The organism is Nocardiopsis baichengensis YIM 90130 (assembly GCF_000341205.1).
Classification (GTDB): domain Bacteria; phylum Actinomycetota; class Actinomycetes; order Streptosporangiales; family Streptosporangiaceae; genus Nocardiopsis_A; species Nocardiopsis_A halophila.
Window position 1 is genome coordinate 176,201 of sequence record NZ_ANAS01000022.1, and the last position, 23,437, is coordinate 199,637.

Annotated in this window: 18 protein-coding genes; 8 read left to right on the forward strand and 10 right to left on the reverse strand. The window is 76.1% G+C overall.

All coding sequences use genetic code 11. The features are described 5' to 3' along the window. Position 1: 1 nt before the first annotated feature. From C892_RS0118920 to C892_RS0118935, 5 genes are all read right to left on the reverse strand, one after another. Positions 2-850: a CPBP family intramembrane glutamic endopeptidase gene (locus C892_RS0118920; RefSeq protein WP_239647439.1), complete on the reverse strand. Its 849-nt coding sequence runs from the start codon at positions 848-850 to the stop codon at positions 2-4. 154 nt (positions 851-1,004) lie between these two features. Then, positions 1,005-1,382, reverse strand: a complete 378-nt coding sequence (locus tag C892_RS0118925; protein ID WP_040685504.1) for a hypothetical protein — start codon at positions 1,380-1,382, stop codon at positions 1,005-1,007. Continuing rightward, positions 1,382-1,765 (reverse strand): hypothetical protein, encoded by a 384-nt coding sequence (locus C892_RS0118930; RefSeq protein WP_017558457.1) that lies wholly within the window; start codon positions 1,763-1,765, stop codon positions 1,382-1,384. The genes C892_RS0118925 and C892_RS0118930 overlap by 1 nt, the downstream gene beginning before the upstream one ends. A gap of 68 nt (positions 1,766-1,833) precedes the next feature. Continuing rightward, on the reverse strand, positions 1,834-2,043 hold the full coding sequence (locus C892_RS31415) for a hypothetical protein (RefSeq protein ID WP_152513427.1): 210 nt from the start codon (positions 2,041-2,043) through the stop codon (positions 1,834-1,836). 117 nt (positions 2,044-2,160) lie between these two features. Then, entirely contained in the window at positions 2,161-3,378 is a 1,218-nt protein-coding gene (locus tag C892_RS0118935; protein WP_017558458.1) for a type II toxin-antitoxin system RelB family anti-toxin, read from the reverse strand. Positions 3,379-4,247: 869 nt separating this feature from the next. Between C892_RS0118935 and C892_RS0118940 the strand changes: the two genes are divergently transcribed. Beyond that, positions 4,248-4,646: a hypothetical protein gene (locus C892_RS0118940; protein ID WP_017558459.1), complete on the forward strand. Its 399-nt coding sequence runs from the start codon at positions 4,248-4,250 to the stop codon at positions 4,644-4,646. A 391-nt stretch (positions 4,647-5,037) separates the two neighbouring features. Here the strand turns inward: C892_RS0118940 and C892_RS0118945 are convergent, their stop codons facing one another. The 3 genes from C892_RS0118945 to C892_RS0118955 all read right to left on the reverse strand — a co-directional run bounded on the left by C892_RS0118945 (position 5,038) and on the right by C892_RS0118955 (position 10,268). Continuing rightward, the gene (locus C892_RS0118945) at positions 5,038-6,051 is read right to left on the reverse strand and encodes a GNAT family N-acetyltransferase (protein ID WP_017558460.1); all 1,014 of its coding nucleotides are present in this window, start codon (positions 6,049-6,051) and stop codon (positions 5,038-5,040) included. 317 nt (positions 6,052-6,368) lie between these two features. Continuing rightward, positions 6,369-8,012 (reverse strand): GDSL-type esterase/lipase family protein, encoded by a 1,644-nt coding sequence (locus C892_RS0118950; protein ID WP_017558461.1) that lies wholly within the window; start codon positions 8,010-8,012, stop codon positions 6,369-6,371. A gap of 6 nt (positions 8,013-8,018) precedes the next feature. Next, positions 8,019-10,268, reverse strand: coding sequence for an acyl-CoA dehydrogenase family protein (locus C892_RS0118955; RefSeq protein WP_017558462.1), 2,250 nt, complete (start codon positions 10,266-10,268; stop codon positions 8,019-8,021). A 141-nt stretch (positions 10,269-10,409) separates the two neighbouring features. Here C892_RS0118955 and C892_RS0118960 point away from each other — a divergent pair, with 141 nt between their 5' ends. Next, positions 10,410-11,312 (forward strand): hypothetical protein, encoded by a 903-nt coding sequence (locus C892_RS0118960; protein WP_017558463.1) that lies wholly within the window; start codon positions 10,410-10,412, stop codon positions 11,310-11,312. Positions 11,313-11,361: 49 nt separating this feature from the next. On the opposite strand, the gene C892_RS0118965 is transcribed toward C892_RS0118960, so the two are convergent. Together C892_RS0118965 and C892_RS29205 are read right to left on the reverse strand one after the other, a co-directional pair. Continuing rightward, positions 11,362-11,880 (reverse strand): NADPH-dependent FMN reductase, encoded by a 519-nt coding sequence (locus tag C892_RS0118965; protein WP_017538462.1) that lies wholly within the window; start codon positions 11,878-11,880, stop codon positions 11,362-11,364. Positions 11,881-12,168: 288 nt separating this feature from the next. Continuing rightward, on the reverse strand, positions 12,169-12,282 hold the full coding sequence (locus tag C892_RS29205) for an ADP-ribose pyrophosphatase (RefSeq protein WP_239647440.1): 114 nt from the start codon (positions 12,280-12,282) through the stop codon (positions 12,169-12,171). A 73-nt stretch (positions 12,283-12,355) separates the two neighbouring features. Between C892_RS29205 and nagA the strand changes: the two genes are divergently transcribed. From nagA to C892_RS29210, 6 genes are all read left to right on the forward strand, one after another. Beyond that, positions 12,356-13,504 carry an N-acetylglucosamine-6-phosphate deacetylase gene (gene nagA / locus C892_RS0118975; RefSeq protein ID WP_017558464.1) on the forward strand — a complete coding sequence of 383 codons (1,149 nt, stop codon included), beginning with the start codon at positions 12,356-12,358 and terminating at the stop codon, positions 13,502-13,504. An 836-nt stretch (positions 13,505-14,340) separates the two neighbouring features. Continuing rightward, on the forward strand, positions 14,341-16,140 hold the full coding sequence (locus tag C892_RS0118980) for a stealth family protein (protein WP_239647441.1): 1,800 nt from the start codon (positions 14,341-14,343) through the stop codon (positions 16,138-16,140). Beyond that, entirely contained in the window at positions 16,137-17,027 is an 891-nt protein-coding gene (locus C892_RS0118985) for a hypothetical protein (protein WP_239647442.1), read from the forward strand. Before C892_RS0118980 ends, C892_RS0118985 begins: the two co-directional genes overlap by 4 nt. Continuing rightward, entirely contained in the window at positions 17,024-19,843 is a 2,820-nt protein-coding gene (locus C892_RS0118990) for a stealth family protein (protein WP_017558467.1), read from the forward strand. The genes C892_RS0118985 and C892_RS0118990 overlap by 4 nt, the downstream gene beginning before the upstream one ends. 55 nt (positions 19,844-19,898) lie before the next feature. Further along, positions 19,899-20,063, forward strand: coding sequence for a hypothetical protein (locus tag C892_RS32330; RefSeq protein WP_017558468.1), 165 nt, complete (start codon positions 19,899-19,901; stop codon positions 20,061-20,063). Then, on the forward strand, positions 20,064-22,415 hold the full coding sequence (locus C892_RS29210; RefSeq protein WP_017558469.1) for a glycosyltransferase: 2,352 nt from the start codon (positions 20,064-20,066) through the stop codon (positions 22,413-22,415). Positions 22,416-23,437 lie beyond the last annotated feature (1,022 nt).

The window sequence follows — 23,437 nt, forward strand, 5'->3', positions numbered from 1 at the left end:
CTCACAGGGCCGAAGGGGCCAGCGCGGCCAGGGCCAGCACGTACACGCTGTTCAACAGGTTGTAGGCGGCGTGTGCGGCGATCAGCGGCCACAGGCGGCCCGTGCGCGCGTACAGCCACACCATGACCAGCGCCGCCGGGGCCAGCGCCAGCACCGGCCACCCGAAGTAGGCGTGGTAGGCCAGCTTGGCCACCACGGCCACGGCGCCGACCTCCCAGGCGGGGCGGCGGGCCGCGCCCAGCAGCACCACCAGGCACCCCACCGCCACCGTCTCCTCCACGAAACCGGTGGTGACCTGGGCCGGGCCCAGCATGACCACCATGCGCACCGCCTCAGCCCCGCTTTCCATGGAGAACCCGCCCGGCGAGCCGGTGGCCGTGCGCAGCAGGGACGAGGCCTGAGCACACACCGTGTAGGCGACCAGCGCCACGGCGAAGGCCCGCCACCACTGGCCCCGAACCCGCCCGGAGGCCTCCGGGGCGAACACCTCGCGAACCCGGACCCCGGCCGCCCTAGAGCACAGCAGCACCGCCAGCAGCGCCAACAGGACCAGCGCCCCGCCCTGTGCCCAGGAGGCCAGCGCCACCGGCCACAACTCACCAGCCGAAGGCGGGGCCATCTCCAGCTCAGCCCCGCTCAGCACCACCACCGCCTGCCCGTAGACGGAGTAGCCGAACGCCAGCACGTAGGCCACCGCCAGCATCCCGTAGGCCGAAGCGGCCGACAGGCGCCGCGCCTCAGGGCGCCCCGAAACGGTCGGCGGCACGCGCACCAGCCGCCGCAGCGCCCCCGCCAGCCCGGAGCGCCGGGAGCAGGCAGGCGGGTCCGAAGGGGAAAGGGAAGTCGACAACAGCAGTCCTCACCAAGGGGGAAGAGGGATACAGGAATGAGGGCCCGGCGGTCCGCTCCCCCAGACACGGCGCAACCGCCGGGCCCCGATTTGGGCCCGCCCGCCTGCCGGGAGCCAGCTCGAACCGACAGGCGGGGGGAACAAGGGACGGGGGCTACTGCCCGTCGTCCGCAGCCACCCGGGGCAGCAACGCGGCCCCGCTCATGTGGTCAAGGACGGCTTGCCCCTGCCGGGCCACGGCCGCCCACCACGTCCGGGTGTCCTCATCCACCGCGCTGCGCGCGCCCGAGCAGGCCGCAGCCAGCAGGGTCTGCAACACGGCCTCGTGCTCCTCAGCACGCGGGCGCAGCCGCAGCACCCCGCGCGCATCATCGGTCAGCGTGAGCACCAGGTCCCCCGACACCCCGTCGAGGTAGGCCCACACCGCGCCCGCATCGGGCACCGGCTCCACCTCTGCGCACTCCCCGCCGCCGTCGTCGTCGGGACCCTCGCGGGGAAAGAGCCGCCGGGATGCGGCATCGCCGGAGGCCATCACGCCACCTCCCCGCCCACCGGGCCCGCCGCGCCGGGGCCCCAGGGCTGGCCGCCCACTGGGCGCGCCTTCCCGGCCAGGTAGGGCGACTGCCGCTCGACTTCACAGGCCACCACGTCCGAGAGCGCGTCCAGGTCGGGGGCGTACACCGTGGCCCGGTGCCCGCGCGCCCGCTCGAAGGGGTCCAGGCGCCGGATGCGGTCGGCCACCCACTGCCACTCCACCGGGGCCGAGGGCAGGAAGGTCGCTACCCACCCCGGGTGCCGGGCGTTCCACGACCGCGCGGCCGAGGCGATATCGGCCGGAACTTTGGGAGGGCCGTCGCCCCCGAGGCCGGGGCCGGGGTCGGGTGCGGTCGGGGGGTTCTTCGGGATATCGTTCATCTCGTCTCACCTCTCATCCAGGTGGGGCCACGCCCCGGGGCCGTTGCGACCGGCCGCCGGGGTCTAGGTCATTTCTGTTCTTCGGCCGCTTCCAGCAGCGCGCGAAGCTCCGGAACAGTGGGGGCAGACAGAACACAGTCGCCGCGTACCGCACGCCACTCGCCGGGGTCGTCAGCAAGGTCGCGGCTGATCTCCCAGTCCGGGAAGTCTGCGGCCAGTACTTCCGCGTCAGTCGGCCAGCCGTGAAGGTTCTCGCGCTCCCACGCCCGTGCCCTCATCGGTCCTCCAGCGATCGGGGATGAGGACGAAGCTACGGAGCACACGAGTTCAGAAACAGAAATGGGGCGCAGCCTTTCGACTACGCCCCAAGAGCAAAGGGATACGGTACGTATCCCCTAGAGAGGTACACCCAGGAAGTCAGCTATCTCGCGCTGCTCAGCGCTGGGCATACGCTTCGGCGCCGCAAGGATGTCTTCCGCGATTTCGCGGGCTGCCCGCTGGTACCGCAACCACTCAGGTGCATCCTGTCGAAGCCCTTGCAGTACTTCCAGGGCGGCACCAGGGTCACCGGTCTGAAGGTGGGCCTTGGCCTGATCGATGCGGTGCCGGTTCACGCCTGTCTTCAGCCGGTCACCCACGTCATTGGGAACATGCTCTGACTGTTCCAACACGCGGTCGGGGTGTCCGGTGACAAGCTCCGATTCGATCGTCTTCAGCTGCACTGTGGTCCTGCCGAACATCAGGTGCTCAGCAGTGTCCACCTCCTCATGGAGCCGGGCAGCGGCCGACGCCGCCATCGAGTGGAGTTCCCGGGACTCCTCCGCGCGGTTGTTGCGGGCCGCTGCGGCCCCCGCGCGCAGTAGCAGCCAGCCCCACGCGCTCAGCTGATCGGGGGTGGCGCGGGACATCCGGGGTTCGATCTCGTCAGCGGTGCGCACACACAGTGCCTCCACCTCCGAGAATCGGGCCTGTCGCATTAGCGCCCACGCCTGGGACGAGATCGCCGCAGCAGCGAGCGCCTGGTGACCGATCTCCAGCGCGTCACGGAGGCTGTCACGAAGTGCGGTCAGGGCAAGATCGTGTTGCCGGACCTGGATCAGGTAGCGGCCCGCAACGCCCAGGATGTCTGCCCGCAGCTGGCGGGCTTGGTCTTTGTCCCGGCCGTCGAGGTCGCGGACGTGGAGATGAGCGGAGCGGATCACGGCGGGGGCCAGCCGGGCGACATCGTCGTAGCGGTCGGCGTAGTAGGCCAACGACACGGATTTCGTTGCACGGCCGAGCATGGCGAGGTCGGGGTCGTCGCTGCCGAGGTCCAGTAGTGGATCCCCTGTGATCCCGGTCGGGGGGTTGATGGCAGCGCGGATTGCCGCCAAGGAAGCGTCCGGGGACTCATCGCCGGGCGTCGGAGCGGTCGGAGTGGCGAAGGCAAGTGTGGTCTTGCCGAGGGCGCGTGCGATGGCGTGGAAGCTCTCCATCCTCGCGCTGCCGCCTTGTTCGATCTTCTTGATCGTGGGGAGGGCCAGGTTGGCGGCTTCGGCGAGGCGTTCCTGAGTCATGCCACGGCGACGGCGCAGCTCTCGGATGCGATCGCCCGGGTTGATATCGTGGCTCATATTCAGGTCCCGTCCTCGTGGGGGTTCGCAGTCCCAGGGTAGGACGGGACCTTTTCGGTGTCTTCAGCGTCGGGCGTTCAGGCTCCTGCCGAGTCGGGTGCTCCGTCATGCAGGGCGTGCTTGTCGGCAGACGACGTCGTAGGCGTGTGAGGAGTTTCCCTACAGGATCAAGGCCCGCCCGCGCTACGCGCGGGCGGGCTTCGCTGCGTTCGCGGTAGGTCGGCCGCAGGTCGGGGACGCTCACCCGGGCACGGCCGCTGCGCGCGCTCCTCCGTCGCGTGCTCGCGTCCGACCCGGCCCGCGCCCCTCCCCGGCCTCCCGCCGCTCCCAGCGCCCACCGCCCGCGCACCACTTCGGGGGCGCGCCCGCCCGCGCAGGGAAGAAGAAGCCAGCGCACCACCTTCCACCAGCGCTCCGCAGGGAACCGCCGCAGCCGCCGCACCAGGACCGGTCGGCCGGATCCGTCCACGCTCCCGCGTCGGGGCGGGCCCCCAAGGCCGGGCGGCCCCGGACGGGACAGGCCGGTGGAGCCCTCCGGGCCCGACCGCGCGCCGAGCTTACGGCCGCCCGGCCCCCGCCCCAACGCTCCCGCCGCGACCGGATCCGTCCGCCCTCAGGCACACGGCCGGGAACACGGTGAATCCGGGGCGCGGCCACGCCGTGGCGGGGGCATCGAACCCCCGCCCCGCCGTCCGCCCAACGCCCCAGGCCACCAGGCCGCACCCGGGCGCAGCCGGGCCGGACGGGCCCGCCGGCTTTTCCCAGCACACACCCCTCACCCGCCCTGTTCCGGGGACGGCAGGCCCGCCCGCCCCTCCCGCAGCGCCGGGCCCGGGACCGCGCGGCACCGGGCCCGGTAGCGTCGGTGCATGGACGAGCCAGCCCCCGTCATCCGCATCGACGCCGCCCCCACCGCCCGCCGCGCCCAGGCCCAACAGCAGGCGCGGGAAGCCGAGCAGAGGGCCGAGCGCACCGCCTACGCCCACCGCATCGCCGAGGCCTTGAAGCGCACCGGAGCCGTGGTCATCGACTGCCAGGACGACGCCCAGCGCCAGGAGGCCCGCGCCGCCGGGCGACTCGCCGGACGCATCCGGGGCGTACGCGTGCGCACCCTTGTGGTCGAGGGGCGGGTCGCGGTGTTCGAGCCCGACCGCGCCCAGAACCCCCTACAGGCCCGCCTCGACCGACGCCGGGGGATGAGGGCTGAGGCGCAGGCGCTCCGGGCCCACGGGCCGTTCCTGCCCCCGAACATCGACGACCCCCACTGACCAGCGCCGACACTGCCCCGTTGGCCCGCATCTGGCCCGGAAAGCCCGACATAGGCTGTCTTCCGGTGTCACACGATGGCACACCGCCGAGATCCCAGCCGCAGCACCGCAGGTCAGACGCCCCCGCTCTGACATGCGAAAGGGCGACGCCCCCGAAGGAACGCCGCCCCATCCATAGTGGTGATCTCACCACTATCGATCGCAGGGCGACGGGCCCCACGGAACCGGCGGTGACCTCACCGGGCTTGTCGGAAGTCCGATGGGTGCGGCGAACGGACGCCGCGATTCGCGCCTGCTCTGCGCGAAGGCCTGGGCGATCGGCGCATCGCGCCGATCAGCGGCCCGGGACCGACGGCCGGGGCCCTCCTCCCCCACGCGGCTTCCGACGAGTTCAGGGGTGGGCCGCCTTCTGCAGGCGGTGGGCGACCTCTACTGGGGTGAAGCCGAACCTGCGGTTGATCTCCCACATGGCGGTGTTCACCGCGGCCGTCCAGGTGTGCACCCGCCTGCGGTCCGGGTGCTCGGACTGCAGGCGCAGCAGGTTCAGCGCCTTCAGGGCCTCCCCCAGGCCGCGGCCGCGGTGGGGCTCCAGGACCACCGTGTCGTCCTGGTAGACCTCGCCGGGGGTGTGCTCGGGGATGAAGAGCTGGCTGTACCCGGCGGGCTCCCCGTCCGGGCCGCGGGCCAGGGACGCGATCGAGGCGTAGCCCTGGCGCCGGGTGCGGGCCTCGACCGCGCGGACCCGGCCCTCGTCCCACACCCGCGGCTCCGCCTCCAGGTCGCCGCAGGGGACCGCCCGCTCCATGGCGGTGCGCATCGCGGCCACTGCTGCGACCTCCCCGGCCGGACAGCCGCCGCTCCAGGTGGACAGGCGGTAGCCGCCGCGCCGGGGCGCACCGCGCTCCACGCGTGCGCGCAGCCGCTCCGGCGGCACCGGCAGGGCCAGCACCAGGTGGTCCTCCCGGTGCACACTGCGGAACCCCCGCCGCAGCGCGAACCCGGCGCCGGGGTGCTCCTCCGGAGCGCACGCCGAGGGCACGAACGCCTCCGCCAGCAGCACCCGGTGCCCGCCCCGGCGGGCCAGCCGCTCGGCGTGGGCCAGCAGGGCGCCGCCGTAGCCCCGGCCCCGGTGCTCTTCGGGGACGTTGACGTCCACGTCGGCCAGGTCCGGGTTCTCCCGGCCGTGCAGGGCGAACAGCAGGCTGCCGACCACCGCGCCGCCGTCCACCGCCGCCCACGCCGAGCGCTCGGCCGCCGAGCCCGGCTCCCGCAGCGAGGCGCGCATCTCCTCGTAGGCCGCCACCAGCGGGCTGCGCCGACCCGCCGACGCCCCCGCCCGCAGGGCCCGGTACCAGGCCGACAGCGCGGCCTCGTCGTGCGGGTCGACGCGCTCGATCGCCGCCACCGGCGCCTCCCCCGTCCTCGGTCGATCCGATGGGCCCGTTATCCCGCACCGGGGGCGGGCGGGGCAAGGACGCGGGACCGGTACGGCCGGTCCCGGACGGGAGGGACGAACCCCCCTGTCCCGCCCCGCCGGGGCATCCGCGCACGGTCCGCACGGGACGGGACGCCGCCGACCGGCGTGTCCGCCGCCGACCGGGAGCGCCGTACCGTGTCCGCGGTCACCCCGTCGCCGCCCGTGACGGACCGCCCCGCCCCCTCCCGCCGACCGTCCGAAACCCCTCACCCCGGGAGACGGCCCTGCGCCCCCTGTCGGCGGCCTCAGCCGGTGTGCTCCACCGTTCCCGAATAGGCGCCCTCGACGTAGTCCCGGTGGGAGCGGACCGCGTACTCGTAGCCGGTTCCGCGTGTCGGCGGGAGGGGCCAGGCGGTGCCCTCGTCGACGATCGCCGCCGTGCTCCAGCCCCGGCCCTCCTCGGGGCCCTCGCCGTCGACCGGGGCGCACTCGGCCGGCGGGGACGGCTCGGGGGACTGCCCGGCGTCCGGGTCGCCGGTCGGGGACGGATCCGGCTCGGGGGACGGGTCCCTGCACGCCATCTCGCGCCGGACCACCTCGTAGTGCCCGGCCCCGTCGGCCCCCTCCCAGGCCAGTTCGGGGTCGCCGCCCCCGTCCTCCTCGACCCGGAGCCGCTCCGGCGCCCCCGGCGGCTCCGGGTCGACCTCGATCCGCTCCGGCTCGGAGCCCCGGCCCGCGTCCCCGCCCTTGTAGGGCCGCACGGTGAACTCGTACACCGCCCCGCTGAGCAGCCGGTCCACCGTCACCGACCGGGTCCCCCCGGCCTCGCCCTCCACCTGCGCGGGGAGCGCCACCTCCTCGTCCGGGTCCGGCCGCACCCGGCGCTGGAGGACCTGGTAGCGGGTGGCCCCCGGCACCGGATCCCAGCTCAGCCGCACGTCGCCGCCCTCGTCCTCCACGCCGACCTCCGGCGCCTGCCGGGGGCCGACCGCCACGTCCGGCAGCGGCCGCTCGTAGGCGCCGCCCAGGCCCAGGTCCCCGGCCAGCGCATCGGCGAACGCCGCCGCGATCTTCAGCTCGCCGCGGGCGTTGGGGTGGGTGGTGTCCCAGTTGTCGTCCTCGGCGGCGTACCCCTCGGCGGCGGGGGCCACCACCACCGGCCCGGGCCCGCTCAGCTGCGCCGCCAGCTCGGCCAGGCCCTCGTTGAACGCGCGGACCTTGCCGTTCAGTTCCTCGTCCCGCCCGGTCCCGGCCACGGGGGTGACCTCGCCGAGCACGATCTGCACCCCGCCGTCGGCCACCCGCGCCGCGGTCACCGCGTCGCGCACCGCCTCCAGCGCCCAGGCGGGCGAGGAGTCCTCGGCGAAGTCGTTGATCCCGGCCATGAACAGCAGGTAGTGCGGCTCGTACTCGGCCACGTGCTCACCGAGCGAGGCCGCGGTGTCCTCGGTCGTGGCCCCCCACACCCCGGCGTGGTCGGTGTCGAAGTCGGGGTCGGCGTAGGCGTCGCTGCCGGGCCTGCCGCTGTTCACGTCGAGCACGTCGTCGTAGGGGCCCACGAAGTCGGCGTCGACCCCCTCGTCCTCCAGGTGCCGCCAGAGCCGGTACCGCCAGGTGAAGTCGCCGCTGCTGCCCTGCACGACGGAGTCGCCCGCGACCAGGATGCGCGCGGTGCCCTCCGGCGGGGTCCCGCTCGCCGGAGGCGGCGACGGCTCCTCGTCCGGTGCGCCGGTGCGGAACGAGCCCAGCGCCGCCTGGATCACCAGCAGGGTCGCGAACATGGCCGCCAGGGCCACCCCGACCAGCCCGAGCGGGGTCGGCTCGAAGCGGGGCAGGCCGAGGCGGCGGGGCCGGGCCGTACCGCCGGTGCCGGCGCCGCCGCCGTCCCCGCCCCCGGCCCTGGCTTCGTCTTCGGCGCCCTCGCCGGGGCCGCCGTCCTCGTCCGCCACGCGTCCCTAGTCCTCGGTGTCCCTCGGCAGGCCGAGCAGCCGCTCGGCGATGATGTTGAGCTGCACCTCGGTGGTGCCGCCGTAGATCGTCATGGACCGGCCGAAGAGCATGTACCACGCCCAGATCCCGGTCGGCCCGCCCGGCTCCTCGCACACGGCCGCCCCGCCCTGGGCCTCCCACAGGTGGTCGGCCGCGCGCTGGGCGAACTCCACCCCCAGCAGCTTGCGCACGCTCGCCTCGGCACCGGGCTCGGTGCCGGAGAGCCGCTTGAGGGTGACCCGCAGCCCGAGCAGCTCCAGCACCTGCCCCTGGGCGATGAGCCGCCCCAGCCGGACCGCGACCTCCCGGTCGGCCGGGTCGGCGGGCGGCGCCGCGCCCCAGCCGTCCGGATCGGGCCCGGCCCGGTGGAAGCCGAGCAGCTCCTCCAGGCCCGCGCCGATCCCGTCGCCCGAGGACAGCGCCACCCGCTCGTTGCCCAGCGTCGTGCGGGCCACCCGCCAGCCGTCGCCGGGCGCGCCCACCACCCGGTCGTCGGGGACGAACACGTCGTCGAAGAAGACCTCGTTGAACAGGGCCTGGCCGGTGAGCTCGCGCAGCGGCCGCACCTGGACCCCGGGCGCGGCCATGTCCACCAGGAAGTAGGTGATGCCCTCGTGCTTGCCGGGCGCGGCCGGGTCGGTGCGGGCCAGGCAGATGCCCCACTGGGCGGACTGGGCCATCGACGTCCAGATCTTCTGCCCGGTGAGCCGGTACCCGCCCTCGACCCGCTCGGCGCGCATGGACAGCGCGGCCAGGTCCGACCCGGCGCCGGGCTCGCTGAACAGCTGGCACCACACGGTCTCGCCGCGCAGGGTGGGCCGCAGGAACCGCTCCTGCTGCTCCAGGGTGCCGTGCACGGCCAGCGACGGCAGCACCCAGGCGCCGATGGCGAGCCGCGGGCCCTTGACCCCCGCACGCCGCATCTCCTGCTCGATGAGCACCTGCTCCAGCGGGGAGGAGTCACGCCCCCACGGGCGGGGCAGGTGCGGCATCACCCAGCCCTCGTCGGCCAGGGCGGTGAAGCGCTCCCGCTCGTCGCCGATGGCGGCCAGCCGGTCGGCGTCGGCGCGGATCGCCGCACGCAGTTCCTCCCCGCCCAGGTCGGGGCCGATCTCGACGGTGCGGCGGCGCCCGGCCAGGGCCAGTTCGGCGACCGCGGCCGCCCGGTCGGCGGGCGTCCCGGCCAGGATCCGCAGGGCGCTGGCCCGGCGCAGGTGGCGGTGGGCGTCGTGCTCCCAGGTGAAGCCGATGCCGCCGTGCACCTGGATGCAGCCGCGGGCGCACTCCAGGGCGGTGTCGGGTGCGGTGAGCCCGGCGACGGCGGCGGCGAACCGGGCGGGGCCGGGGTCGGAGGGGCCGTCCGGGGTGCCGGGACGCTCGTCGTAGGCGCGCGCGGCGTCCCACACCGCGGCGCGGGCCTGCTCCAGCGCCACCGCCATGCGCGCGCACCGGTGCTTGACGCCCTGGAAGCCGCCGATGGGGCGGCCGAACTGGACGCGGACCTTGGCGTACTCGGCGGCGGCCTCCAGGCACCAGGCCGCCGTCCCGGCGGCCTCGGCGCCGAGCAGCACCGCGGCCACGCCTTCGGCGTCGCGGCGGTCCAGGCCGTCCAGGAGCGCGTCCGGTCCGACGGGGGCGCCGTCGGCGTGCAGCGCCGCGACGGCCCTTCCCCGGTCGAGCGGGGGCAGCGGCTCGGCGCGCACGGCGTCCGCGTCCAGCACCGCCCAGCCCTCGCTCCCGCCCCGGCGGTAGGGGGCGACCACGAACGCGGCCCCGGCACCGCCGGGAACCGGGCGCAGGGTGCCGGACAGGCGCAGCCCGCCGTCGGCCCCCTCCTCGGCCTCCAGCGGCGGACCGGGGGCGAACGCGGCGGTGTGCGCACCGCCGGCCAGGCCGGGCAGCAGCCGGGCGCGCAGGCCGGGGGCACCCCAGCGGTCGACCAGGGCCGAGGCGAGCACGGTGGGCGGGAACGGGCCGGGCACCAGGCCGCGGCCGAACTCCTCCAGGACCACGGCCAGCTCCAGCAGGCCGGCGCCCTGTCCTCCGTGCTCCTCGGGCAGGTGCAGGCCGAGGAGGCCCTGGTCGGCGAGCCCGGACCAGAACGGGGGCGGGCCCGGGTCGCCGGTGTCCTCCTCCCATCCGGCGTCCAGCCGTCCGATCCAGCCGCGGACCGACGCCGCCAGCTCCTCGTGGTCTCCGGTGAGTCCGATCGCCATGGCCAGCTCCCTGGGGGTCGGTCGCCAATGGAGCCAGACTAGAACTGGTTATATACACGCCGTCAACTACCATCGGACGACACGAGACGACACGGACCGGACGACTCCGGTGCGTGAACGCGTTCCAGAAAGGCGGGACCCGTGGTCGGACTGCTCGCGGCCCTGCTCTCGGCCGCGGTCTACTCGCTCGGACTGGCCGTCGAGCAGCGCGCGCTCCACGGCGCGCCCTCCATCGGGGTGCGGCGCCCCCTGCACCTGGCGAAGGTCCTGCTGACCAACCCGCGCTGGGTGGGGGGCTGCGCGATGGCGGCCCTTGGCAGCCTCGGCCTGGTGGTCGCCCTCGGCCTGGCCCCGGTATCGGTCGTCCAGCCCGCCTTCGCCGGCGGGATCGCCGTCATGCTCCTGCTGACCGCCCTGGTGCTGGGCGACCCCATCACGCGCGGGGAGAAGGCGGCGCTCGGGCTGATGCCCCTCGCCCTGCTGCTGCTGAGCCTGTCCCTGGGCGACGGCGGCGAGACCGGAACCGTGCCGGACATGCCGCTGCTGCTGGCGGTCAGCGTCGGCACGGTCGTGGCGTGCGTGGGGGCGGTGGCCCTGGCCTCCGGCGGGGGGCGGTACGTGTCGGCGGCGGCGATGGGCGCGGCCGCAGGGCTGGCCCAGGGCACGGCCGGGCTGCAGGGCAAGGGCCTGGGCGGACTCCTGGCGGACGAGGGCCTGCCCGCGGCGGTCCTCCCGGCGCTCGCCTCGCCCTTCCCCTACCTGTACGCGCTGGGGTGGGCGGTCGGGATCGTGCTGTTCCAGACGTCGATGCAGCGCGCGCGGGCGTCGATCACCGCGCCGGTCGCCAACGTGGCCGGGAACGTGTTCATGGTGGTCCTGGGCACGGTCATCTTCGACGAGGCCCTGCCGGACGACCCGCTGATGCTCGCCCTGCGGGCGGGCGGCTTCGCCCTCACGCTCGTCGTGGTGGTCCTGGTCCGCGGCAACGGCGCCCAGGCCGAGGCCGACACCACCCGCAAACGCGAGGCGGCCGGGGCGCTCTGAGACCGCGGCCGGGTGCGGCCGGGGCCGGATCCGGCCCCGGCCGGAGGGGTCAGGCCGAGACGGCGACCGCCTCGCCGAGGGCCGGGGCGGCGACCTCGGCCCAGGCGCCGATGACCTCGGCGGGCTCGGCGAGCTCGGGGTCGGCCAGCAGCAGGGCCGGCTCGACCACCCAGGCGCCCAGGTCGGACAGGAGCACCCGCAGGTCCTCCTCGATGTTGCGGCCGTTGCGCAGGTCCGGCACGGCCGCCATGGGCACCGCCACGCCCCGGCCCAGCCCCAGCTCCGGCAGCCGGTCCAGGAACACCTTGAGCAGGCCGGTGTAGGAGCCGTGGGTCTGGGGCGTGGCGACCAGCACCACGTCGGCGTCGCGCACCCGCTCGACGGCCTCGGCCACGTCCCGGCCCGCGTCGGCGGCCAGCAGCGCCGGGCCCAGTTCGGCCAGGTCGACGGTGTGGGGGGCGGTCTCCACCCCGGCCTGGGCGGCCAGGGCGCGGGCGGCGCGGTCGGCGGCCGCGGCCAGGGCGGACCGGGGTCGGGGATCGGCGACGAGCACGGTGAAACGGGTCATTGCGGTCTCCTGCTCCAAGTGGCGCGGCCCCCGGAAGGGCCGCGAAAGCGCATGTGGGGCGTCGGGCGCGTTGCGCGGGCGTCGTCGCCGGGCGGGAACGCGCCGGTCGGGCGGTGGAACGACGTCACCGGGAGGGACCGCGCCTCCCGCGGGGCCGGCGCCGTGCGCGGCCGGCGGCTCGGGCGCCGCCGAAACGGTTCGGCGGGGCGGGCGCAAGGGCGCCGGGAGCCGGGGAAGGAGAGAGGCGGGGACGCCACCGGTGGGCGGGGGCCGTGCCCCCGTAGGGCGCTAACTAAGACACAGGGCGCTGGCCTGCTGTCGGAGATCGACGTGCAGGCGCTGGACGAGCAGCTCACCGGCGGACATGCCCACCATCATGAGCGGACCCGGCGCTATGGTCAATGCATCATGGGCGGAAATGTCGCACCCCCCGGGTGTGGCATCGGGCACAGCACCGAGGAGAGGACCACCGAGCATGGGCGCGAGCCGGACGACCCTGACCAACGCACGGCTGCTCACCCCCGACGGCTTCGTCGACGGGTGGCTGAGCACCGAGGACGGGGCCATCGCCGACCTGGGCCCCGGGACACCGCCGAGCGGGCCGGGCGGGTCCGTCGACGCGGGCGGGCGCACCGTGATCCCCGGAACGGTGGACACCCACATCCACGGCGGAGCCGGGGCCGCGTTCACCGAGACCGACCCCGAGCGGCTCCGCTCGATCGTGGAGTTCAACCGCGGGAACGGGGTGACCACCCTGGTCGGCGGGCTGGTCGCGGCGACGCCGGAGGACACCCTGGAGCAGGTGCGGGCGCTGGCCGACCTGACCGAGGAAGGGCTGATCGCCGGCATGTTCCTGGAGGGGCCCTGGATCTCGGTGAACAAGCACGGTGCGCACGACCCCGCGCTGCTCCGCGACCCCGACACCGCCGAGTTCGACGCGCTACTCAAGGCCTCCCGCGGCCACCTGAAGATGATCACGGTCGCCCCGGAGCTGCCGGGCGCGCGGGAGCTGGTCGCCGCGGCCGCCTCGCAGGGCGTGACCGTGGCGGTGGGCCACACCGAGGCCACCTACGACCAGGCGCGGGCCGCATTCGACGCGGGGGCGACGGTGGCCACCCACCTGTACAACGCGATGCGGCCGTTCAACCACCGCGAGCCGGGGCCGATCGGGGCGGCGCTGACCGACGACCGGGTCACCGTCGAGCTGATCAACGACGGCGTGCACGTCCACCCGGCGGCGGCGGAGGTGGCCTTCGCCTCGGCCGGGGGCGACCGGATCACCCTGGTCACCGACGCGATGGCGGCGACCGGGCTGGGCGACGGCGAGTACACCCTGGGCAAGCTGCACGTGTGGGTGAGCGGGGGCGAGGCCCGCCTGGCGGACGGGACGATCGCCAGCAGCACCATCGTGCTCCCCGACGCGATCCGCCGCACGGTGGAGACCGTGGACGGCGTGGACCTGGAGACCGCGGCCCGCTCGGCCACCGCGGTCCCGGCCAGGGCCCTGGGGATCGAGGGCGTCGGCGAGCTGAGGCCGGGCTACCGCGCCGACCTGCTGGTGCTCGACGAGGACCTGTCCGTCGCCTCGGTGATGCACCGGGGGGCGTGGGTGGAGGAGCTGTAGGGCGGCGTCCGCCGGACGCCCACCCGGCCCGGCCGCACCTGGGCCGCACTCCCCCTGATCGCGCCTGTGCCGTCGGCCGACGGCACAGGCGTTGGTCGTCGAGTCCGCTCCGGTCCGCCGTCCTCAGCGCACTCGCCGCCGTGCGGCGCGCCTACCGGCTCCTGTGGCAGGGCGGCGGGGAGACAGGAACGGCGTGTTCGCCGGGGCACTCCGGCAGGCGGCGGCGCCGGTGCACCTCTCGGGCGCGGTGCGGAAGCGTTCGGCGGCCCCCTACACAAAGGCCGTCCGTCCTCGACGACGCAGCGGGGCGGAGCCAGGCACGCCCCTCGGGGGCCGATTCGGCGTTGGCGCGGGCCGTGTGGGCCACGGAGGGCCTCCTGACCTTCCTCAGGTGGTGATCCCGACAGTCCACACCTATGTCGGAGGCCCTCTCTCACTGTCGAATCGCAGCCGGGCCGTATCCGACCTCGGTGGTCAGTACAGGTAGGCGGACCCGCCCATCGGGGGCGACGTCCCCGCCCAGCGACCGCACAGCCCTGACCTGGGGTTGAACCGCCCTGGAGCGGCGTGTCACCGACAGATCACCTCCGCTTTACGCAAGACTGCCCGTGTCGACCCCGCTACGACGTGTTTCCACCGGGCTCGGCGGGGGTCCCCGGGGCGCGCCTCGGCCCGCACACCGGTGGAGGACCAAGGGCGGCCGCAGGCCGTCCTGCGCACAGGACAACCGCATACCGGATCTTTGCGCCCCTCACGCGAAGAAGACGAGCACCCATGTGCTGCGCCTTCCCTCCGCGCAGCCGTACCGGACCGATACGGCCAAGGGGGCGCCTGCCTTGCTGGAATCCATCACCACGCCGCTCGCACGGAGGCTGAGGCGGGGCACGACCGCCGCACTGCACCGGCTCCCCGCCGGTGCCCGCACCGGCCCTCTGGCCCTGCGCTGGAAGGCGCTGCTGGAGGCCGACGACCGCCTGGTCCCGGCGCTGCACCGCGGCCGCCCCGTGCTGGCGCACCGGTGGACCGGCCCGTTCAGCACCGGCGCGCTCGCCCTCCGGGCCCTGGAACGGTGCGCCGACCTCCTTGAGGGCGCCGGCATCGACTACTTCATGGTCAACGGGCGGGCCCCCGGCGAGTACACCGTCGGGGTGCACGAGGGCGACCGCGACCGCGTGCTGGACCTGCTCGCCGCCGCGGGCGCCGGCGAGGCCCTGTACGCCGCGGCCCTGCGCAAGGACCCGCGCGACTACCTGCGCCCCCTGGCCTCCCGCCGCTGTGCGCGCCGGCTGCGCGGCGCCGGGGCGGTACGCGTGGGGATGTTCGTCGCCGGGCCCGGCGCCCAGGTGGTGGCCGGCCCCGAGCACGGGTGCGTGATCGAGTTCTGGCGCGAGGCCCCCGCCGGGCCCCACGCCCCGGACGACGCCCGTGTGCGGTCCCGGCTGCGCGCCCCGCTGCCCGAGCACCCCGTCCCCGGCACCCTGGTCGCCCCGCGCCGCAACCGCGTCTCGGACGTGCTCCCGCCCGCCGAGCGCACACCCGCCCGGATCCGCGCCGGCCGGCGGGAGCACCCCACGTTCCCGGCGTTCGCCCGCCCCCTGCCCGACGACGTGGACTTCCCCGTCGACGCCGTCTTCACCTGGGTGGACGGCGCCGACCCGGCCTGGGCGGCGCGCCGGGACCGCCACCTTGCCGCGGCCGGAGCCGCCCCGCCGGACGGGACCGCGCGCTCCCGGTTCACCGACCGCGAGGAGCTGCGCTACGCGCTGCGCTCGCTGGAGATGTTCGCCGGCTTCGTGCGCACCGTGTACATCGTCACCGACGGCCAGCGCCCCGCCTGGCTGGACACCTCCTGCCCGCGGGTGCGCCTGGTGGACCACCGCGAGGTCTTCGGGCCCGGTGCGGACCTGCCGGTGTTCAACTCGCACGCCATCGAGACGCGGCTGCACCGGATCGAGGGCCTCAGCGAGCACTACCTCTACCTCAACGACGACGTCCTGTTCGCGCGGCCGGTCACCCCCGCCCTGTTCTTCCACCCCAACGGCATCGCCAAGGTGTTCCCCTCGCCCTTCCAGTTCGGGCTGGGCGAGGCGTCCCCGCAGGAGCGGGCGGTGGACGCGGCGGCCAAGAACAACCGGCGACTGCTGTGGGAGGAGTTCGGCCGCGCCGCCGCCCAGAAGTACAAGCACGCCCCCTTCGCCCACGTGAAGGAGGTGATGCGGGAGCTGGAGAAGCGCTTCCCGGACGCCGTCGCCCGCACCGCCGCCTCGCGCTTCCGCACGACCACGGACGTGTCGGTGGCCTCCTCCCTGCACCACACCTACGCCCTGCTGACCGGGCGCGCTGTGCAGGGCAGGATCCGCTCGGCCTACGTCGACCTGGCCGACACCGGCGGGGCCGCCGCCCGCCTGGAGCGGCTGCTGGCCGGGCGCTCGTACGACACCGTGTGCCTGAACGACACCGTGCCCGTGGACGAGGAGGACGAGCGGGCCGCCACGCGCGCGCTGCACCGGGTGCTGGAGGAGCGCTTCCCGTTCCCCTCCTCCATGGAGCGGCCCCTGCCCGCGGCGCCGGCCCCGGGAGAGGCGGCCTCCACCGGCCCGGAGGCGTCCGCGGTCCTCGAACCGGAGTCGGTGTGATCCCCGGATCAAGTGTGCTCCGCCCGGAGCTGCTCCTGCTCGCGGGATCCGCTCTCAACGCGGCCGCCGTGCCGCCCGGGTTCGATCCGCCCCGCGGGGCCGCCCTGGAGCTGCGCTCGCGGGGGACCACCGTGCGTCTGCCCGCCGACGTCTACCCGGCCTCCGAGGGGCGCTGGGGCGTGCGCGCGACGGCCGCCCTGGTCGCCCCGGACGCGCAGGGCGCCCCCGTCCCGTCGGACCTGGCCGCCGTGCGCCTGGAGCCGGGCGTGTGGACGGTGCGGTTCATCGTGTACGGACGCCTGGGGAGCCGTGCGTTCTGCCTCCAGGCGCCCGACGACGTCCGCCCGACCGAGGCCCCCGGGCTCGCTCTTGAGGCGGGCCCCGGGGGCCGGGCCACGGTGAGGATCGGCCCGCCCGCCCCCGCCGCACGGGTGGAGCAGGTGCACGTGCGCCCGCACGGCGTGCGGGTGGAAGGCCTCCTCCAGGGCCTGGAGGGCGAACCCGCGTGCCTGTTGCGCGCGCGGCGGCACCGGACCGAGCTGCCGGTGCACCCCGACCGCCGCCCCGACCCGCGCGGGACCGCGTTCGCCCTGGACCTGCCGCTGGAGCGGATGGCGCGCTCCTGCGGCGGCACCGACGAGGTCCGCTGGGTGGTGCGCTTCCGCCCCGCCTCGGGCGCCGACCTCACGGTCGGCCTGCCCCGCACCGACCTGGAGCGCCCCCGCGCCGCCCTTCCGGTGCCCGACGCGACGGTGCGCACCGGGCGCGGGGCGCCCCCGCTGCGCGTGCGCGTCTTCCACGACGGCCCGCTCCCCGGCGGCGGGACCGCGCTGGTGGCCGGGGTCCGACCGCTGCCCGCCCCCGCACCCCCGGGAGGAGACGCATGAAGATCACATACCTGGTGACCTGGGCCGACGCCATGGGCGGCACCGAGATGGCCGCCTTCTCCCAGGCCGCCGCCCTCGCCGGGCGGCACCGCACCGAGGTGCTCAGCGTGCTGCGCACCGCCGACGCCCCGTTCTTCGGCGTCGACCCGCGGGTGCGGGTGCGCCACCTGGTGGACGCCCGCGGCCCGGTCCGGCGGCCGGCCCGGCCCACGGGCCTGGACGAGGCGGCCTGCCGGGAGCTGGCCGGCCGGGACAGCGAGCTGGTCGACCCGCGCTGGGAGCCGGCCTACGACCGGCTGTGCGACATCGAGGCGGCCCGCGCGCTGCCGCACCTGGACACCGACGTGCTGGTGACCACCAGCCCGGCGCTGACGGCCCTGGCCGCCCCGCTGGCCCCGCCCGGCGCCGTGCTCGTCGCCCAGGAGCACCGGATCCCCGAGCTGCGCGGCCCGACCGGCGAGCCACTGCTGCCGTTCGCGCCCCGGGTGGACGCCCTGGTGGCGCTCACCGAACCGTCCCGGGCGTGGCTGGCCGAGACGCTGGGGCCGGCCGCCCCGCGCCTGGAGGCGATCCCCAACGCGGCCCCCGCCGGCCCGGTGCCGCGCTCGTCCCTGGACTCTGGAACGGTGCTGGTGGCGCGCCGCCTGGTCCCCGAGAAGGGGGTCGACGACGCGGTCCGGGCGTTCGCGCAGGTCGCCGACGACCACCCCGGCTGGCGGCTGCGGATCTGCGGCGAGGGCCCGGAGCTGCCCCGGCTGCGCGCCCTGGCCGCCGGGAACGACCTGCACGGCCGGGTGGAGTTCGCCGGGCCCACCGCCGACATGGCCGCCGAGTGGGCCCGGGCCGCGATCTGCCTGCTCCCCTCGCGGACCGAGGCGTTCGGGCTGGTCCTGACCGAGGCGCTGGCCGCGGGCGTCCCGGCCGTCGCCTACGACTGCCCCACCGGCCCGGCCGAGGTCGTGCGGCACGGTGTGGACGGGCTGCTGGCCGCCCCCGAGGACGTCGGCGGCCTGGCGACCTGCCTGGGCAAGCTGATGGAGGACGACGCGCTGCGCGCCGGGATGGGGCGGTCGGCCGTGCAGGGGGCGGAGCGGTTCGCCCCCGAGCGGATCGCGGCGCGCTGGGAGCGGCTCTACGGCGAGCTCCTGGAGGTCTCCCCCGAGGAGCGGGCCGCGGCCCGCGCGGAGCGCGCCGCCCGGTACGAGGCGGCGCGGGCGGTGCGGGGGCCGGCGCTGCGGGCGGTGCCCTGGGAGGGGACGCTTCCCCAGGCCGAGGGCGCCGACGCCTGCGAGGCCGAGTGGCGGCGCGACCGCCCGCACCTGGTGCGTTCGGGCGGCGGACTGGCCGAGGTGCGCGACGACCTGTTCCCCCGCCAGGCGGTGCGCGCCAACCTCGACCTGGTCGTCGACGCGCTGGAGCGCGTCGGCGTGCCGAACGCGCTCGTCCGCCACCGGGGCCGCAACCCGCGGGTGATGGTCCCCGGCGACCTGCGCGCCGACGCCCTGTCCGCGCTGGCGGGCGCGCTCGGCGCCCCGGGGGCCGAGCCCCCCGCGTACGCCCGGCCGATCCGGCCGCGCGGCCCGCTGCCGCAACCGGTGCCGCTGCCGATGTGCCCGTCCCTGGCCGCCTCGTCCGGGGTGCGGGTGTTCCGCCCGGTCCTCACCTCCGGGCGGACGCTGCGCTACGGCGAGGCCTACGGCGCCGACCTGGAGTTCTGGGACCCGGACCCGGCGTCCGGCGGCCGGGAGCTGGTGGCCCCGCACGGGTGCGCCGCCGGGGACCGGGTGGAGGCGGCCGCGCTGGGCGCGCGCGTGCGCACCCGCTTCGCCGGGCGGGAGTACCCGACGCTGGAGCCCTTCGCCCGGCCGCTGGTGGACGACGTGGACGTGCCCGTCGACGCCGTGGTCACCTGGGTGGACGGCACCGACCCGGCCTGGCGGCGCCGGTTCTCGGCGGCGCTGGCCGGGCACGGCGGGGGCGGCGGGGCCGACGGGGCCCTGGAGAACCGCTTCTCCGGCGCGGAGGAGCTGCGCTACACGCTGCGCTCGATCGCGATGTTCGCGCCGTGGGTGCGCCGGGTCCACGTGGTCACCGACGACCAGGTGCCGCCCTGGCTGGACGCCGCGCACCCGGACGTGCGGGTGGTCGACCACCGGGAGGTGTTCGCCCCGGCCGACCTGCCCACGTTCAACTCGCACGCCATCGAGTCCCGGCTGCACCGCATCCCCGGCCTCGCCGAGCACTTCCTGTACCTCAACGACGACATGTTCCTCGGGCGGCCGGTGGGTCCGGAGGCGTTCTTCGCCGGGAACGGGGCACCGCGGTTCTTCCCCTCCGCCACGGCGGTCCCGTTCGGCGCCCCGTCCGCGGAGGAGCCCGCGTTCTTCGCCGCGCAGAAGAACAACCGGGCCCTGCTGGAGCGGGCGTTCGGCCGGGCCCCGGTCTTCGCGATGCGCCACGCGCCCTACGCGCTGCGGCGGTCGGTGCTCCAAGAGCTGGAGGAGCGCTTCCCCGAGGAGTTCGCGGCCACCGCCGCCGCGCGCTTCCGGGGCCCCACCGACCTCTCGCCCGTGCCCCTGCACCACTACTACGCGCACCTGACGGGGCGCGCCTGGCCGGGATCGGTCGCCTACACCTATGTGGACCTGGGCGACCCGGGCCAGCACCGGAAGCTGGAATCCCTGCTCCAGCGCAAGCAAGAGGCGTTCTGCCTCACCGACGCGCCCCCCGACCATGTCCCCCGCGCCGAGCAGATCAGGCTCATGGGCGCGTTTCTGGAGAACTACTTCCCCCTCGCGCCGCCTTGGGAGCTCTAGCGGTCAGTCGTAGAGGAGAGGGGCTTCGCCGCCTCGATCCGAAAGGGGGAGACACGTGAAGATCGCCTACCTGCTGCACACGCTCTACGGGATCGGAGGGACCATCCGCACGGTGGTCAACCAGGCCGAGGCCATGGCCGCCCTGGGGCACCGCGTCGAGATCGTGTCACTGTTCCGGCACCGGGACGACCCGGTGCTGCCCGTGGGTCCCGGAGTCTAGGTGTCGTGGCTGGTCGACCTTCGCGAGCCGCCGGGGCCCGGGGCCGACCGGCCGTCGGCGCTCTACCCCGAGGAGGAGAAGCTCTACGGCAAGCACAGCGCGCGCACCGACGCACTGATCGCCGACCACCTCGGACAGTCCGCGCCCGACGTCGTGGTGGGCACGCGCGCGGGCATCAACGTCCTGTTGGCCCGCCTGAGACCCGAAGGCGCGGCCGTGGTGGGGCAGGAGCACCTGACGTACGGGATGTACGACCGCGCGCTGCTGCGCGTCATGGCCCGCGACTACCGGCGCCTGGACGCGGTCTGCCCGGTGACCGAGACCGACGCCCGGACCTACCGGTCCCGCATGCGCCTGCCGGGGGTGCGGGTGCAGGCGGTGCCCAACTGCGTGCCCGCCCCGGCGCTGCGCTCGGAGGGCGCCGGGCCGCCGAGCGTCGTCGCCGCGGGGCGGGTCACCGGCATGAAGGGCTTCGACCTGCTGCTGGAGGCCTTCGCCCGGGTGGCGCCCGACCACCCCGACTGGACGGTGCGGGTCTTCGGCCGGGGGCGGGGGCTGGAGGCGCGGCGCCGGCAGGTCCACGCGCTCGGGCTGGAGGACCGCGCGTTCATGATGGGGGCGCACCCGCGGATGGACGAGGTGTGGCCGATGGCCTCGCTGTGCGCGGTGCCCTCCCGGGACGAGCCGTTCGGGATGATCCTGGTGGAGGCGATGCGGACGGGGGTTCCGGTGCTGTCGTCGGACTGCCCGCACGGCCCGGCGGAGATCGTGCGGCAGGGCGAGGACGGGCTGCTCGTGGCCAATGAGGACCCCGACGCGCTCGCCCGGGGGCTGGACCGCCTGATGGGCGACGACGGGCTGCGGGCGCGGATGGGCGCGGCGGCGCTGCGCAATTCCGAGCGCTACTCCCCCGAGGCGGTGGCGCGCGTGCACGAGGCGCTGTTCCAGGACCTGACCGGCACGAAGAGTGAGGGCGGCGCGGCCACCCGGTCCGGGGGCGGGCGGCACCGGCGGCCGGTCCCGGTCCGGCGGGCCGCCCCGGACGACTGCACCGCCACCGTGGGCGGGGACGGGGTGGTGGAGCTGGGCTTCGCCACTCCCCCGGGCCTCGTGGTGCTGCGCCCGGTCGGGGCCGGGGCCGCCAAGCGCGCGGAGCGGCGGCTGTGCCCGGAGGGCGCGCGGACGGTCCACCTGGACCCCCGGGACTTCCCCGAGGGCACCACACGGTGGGACGTGCTCCGGTCGGACGCCCCGGACACGCCCGGCGAGGACGCCGAACCGCTCACCCCCGTCCCCGCGACCCTGGTCGACCTGCGTTCGGCACCCCACGACCCGCGCGCGGTGAAGCGGCTGGCGGTGGCGCTGCCCGAGCGCGGCCCGGACGGGCGGCTCCGGATCGCCGCTCGGCACGCGGACCGGTTCGCCGAGGCGGGTGAGGTGGCGGTGGCCGCCGACCGGATCACGGTGTCGGGGATCGTGCTGGGGGCGACCGCGCCCGACCTGGAGGCCGATCTGGTGCTGGGCGTGCGCGGCTCCCGCGGTGCCGGGGTCCGCCTGCCGTGCCCGGTGGACGCCGCGGGCCGTTTCCGCGCCCGGGTGCCCGTCGACGCCCTCGCCAAGGCGGGTCCGGCTCCCGTGGAAAGCAGGACGGCGGAAGGGGTGATCTGGGACGTCCGGCTGCGCACCGGGCGGGGTGAGCACCTGGTGGGCCGCTGCCTGCTCGGCACGGCCGACTGGAAGCGGGCCTGCCCCTACCCGTCGACCTCGGCCGTCGCCGCGGGCGGCACGGGCGGCACGGTCCGGGCGCGCCCGTACTACACCGACGGCGGCCACCTGGCGGTCCGGGTCGACCCCGCGGACGCGGCCGCGGACCCGCCGGTGGGAGAGGTGTCGCTGTGCTGGCTGCCGGGCCGCTCCCGGTTCGAGGTGACGGGGACCGTGCGCGCTCCGGAGGCCGCACCGGAGGAGGTGGCGGTCCGCCTGCTCCCGAAGGGCGGGGGCGACCCGGTGGAGCTCCCCGTGACCGCCGCCCGCACGGCGGCGGGGCTGCGATTCACCGCGGCGGTCCCCCTCGCGGGCCGCGACCGCCTGCCGTTCGGCCGCTGGCGGGTGGAGGTGGAGACCGGCGGAGAGGAAGCGGTCCGCACCCTGCCCGGGTGCCCCGGGCCGCTCCTCCGCCGCCGCTGGTGGAGGGGCGGGCTGCCGGTCTACGCCACGGCCGGCCCGGACAGCCGCGGCGGCACCGCGATCGAGCACGCCCCGGTGCGCGTCGTCCGGGCCCTGCGACGGCGGCTGCCCCCCGTCCCGGGGGCGGCCCGGTGGAAGGCCCGGAGGAAACGGAAGGGGCAGTGATCCGCCCCTCCGAAGGGCCCTCGGCCGGGCGGCACACGGGCGGACCGCGCACGCACGTCGAATAGCCGCGCAGGGGGCGGAGCACGGCTCCGCCCCCATTGCCGAGGTTTCCGTCGGGTCGGTGGGATGGACGCTGTCATGCGGTCGGCCCGTGTCCGCCGGCGTGGTGGAACTGTCGGCCGCGCCCTTCCGAGCGGTGCCACCGCTGCGGCGCGACCGGCAGCCCCGCCCCGGGTGCGCGCCCCTCTCCTCGCCGTTGATCTCGGGAGAGTCGGGGTAATACTCGCCGGTATTACCCCGACTCTCCCGAGATCAACGGGGGCGTCGATACGGGCGGCAGGCAGTGCCCCCGGGGGGGGCGGCCGGGGCCCGCAGAGCTCCACCACGCCAGCGGACACGACCGGCTGCCGACCGCCGCCCCTGAGGAACGGGCCCCTTCTCGTCGCTGCCCATCCCCCTGGCACCCCGGCGGCCCGCCGCCCGGCCGACCGGCGTGAGCGGGGCACCCGCCGTCCCCCGCACCACCGACCAACCGGCGGCCGACAGCCGACACCTGGGGAACCGCCCCACCTCGTCGTCGCCGCCATCCCCCCCCGGCACCCCGGCGGCCCGGCGCCCGGCAAGCAGCCCCGAGCGGGGCACCAGCCGGGGCCGTCGTCGCTGCCATCTCCCGGTACCGCGGAAGGCCCGGCGGCCGACCGGCGACACCGGGGAACCGCCCCGCCCTCTCGTCGCCGCCGTCACCCCTGGCACCGAAGGGCCCCGCCACCCGGCAAGCAGGCCGGAGCGGGGCACTGGCCGTCCGGTCGTCGCCGCTGTTCCGGTACCGCGAGAGGCCCGGCGGCCGACAGCCCAGGCCGGGGAACCGCCCCGCCCCGTCGTCGCCGCCCTCCGCCCGGCACCCCGGCGACCCGGCGCCCGGCAAGCAGCCCCGAGCGGGGTCCCGCTGTTCCCGTGTCGCCGCCTCTGCCCGGGCCCCGGCGGCCCTGCGGCCGACCGGGAGCCGGGGGACCGCCCCGCCT

Coding starts and splice junctions, on each gene's coding strand:
- C892_RS0118925 (WP_040685504.1), bottom strand. CDS start 1,382: ATGGCCTCCGGCGATGCCGCATCCCGGCGGCTCTTTCCCCGCGAGGGT.
- C892_RS0118930 (WP_017558457.1), bottom strand. CDS start 1,765: ATGAACGATATCCCGAAGAACCCCCCGACCGCACCCGACCCCGGCCCC.
- C892_RS31415 (WP_152513427.1), bottom strand. CDS start 2,043: ATGAGGGCACGGGCGTGGGAGCGCGAGAACCTTCACGGCTGGCCGACT.
- C892_RS0118935 (WP_017558458.1), bottom strand. CDS start 3,378: ATGAGCCACGATATCAACCCGGGCGATCGCATCCGAGAGCTGCGCCGT.
- C892_RS0118940 (WP_017558459.1), top strand. CDS start 4,248: ATGGACGAGCCAGCCCCCGTCATCCGCATCGACGCCGCCCCCACCGCC.
- C892_RS0118955 (WP_017558462.1), bottom strand. CDS start 10,268: ATGGCGATCGGACTCACCGGAGACCACGAGGAGCTGGCGGCGTCGGTC.
- C892_RS0118965 (WP_017538462.1), bottom strand. CDS start 11,880: ATGACCCGTTTCACCGTGCTCGTCGCCGATCCCCGACCCCGGTCCGCC.
- nagA (WP_017558464.1), top strand. CDS start 12,356: ATGGGCGCGAGCCGGACGACCCTGACCAACGCACGGCTGCTCACCCCC.
- C892_RS0118990 (WP_017558467.1), top strand. CDS start 17,024: ATGAAGATCACATACCTGGTGACCTGGGCCGACGCCATGGGCGGCACC.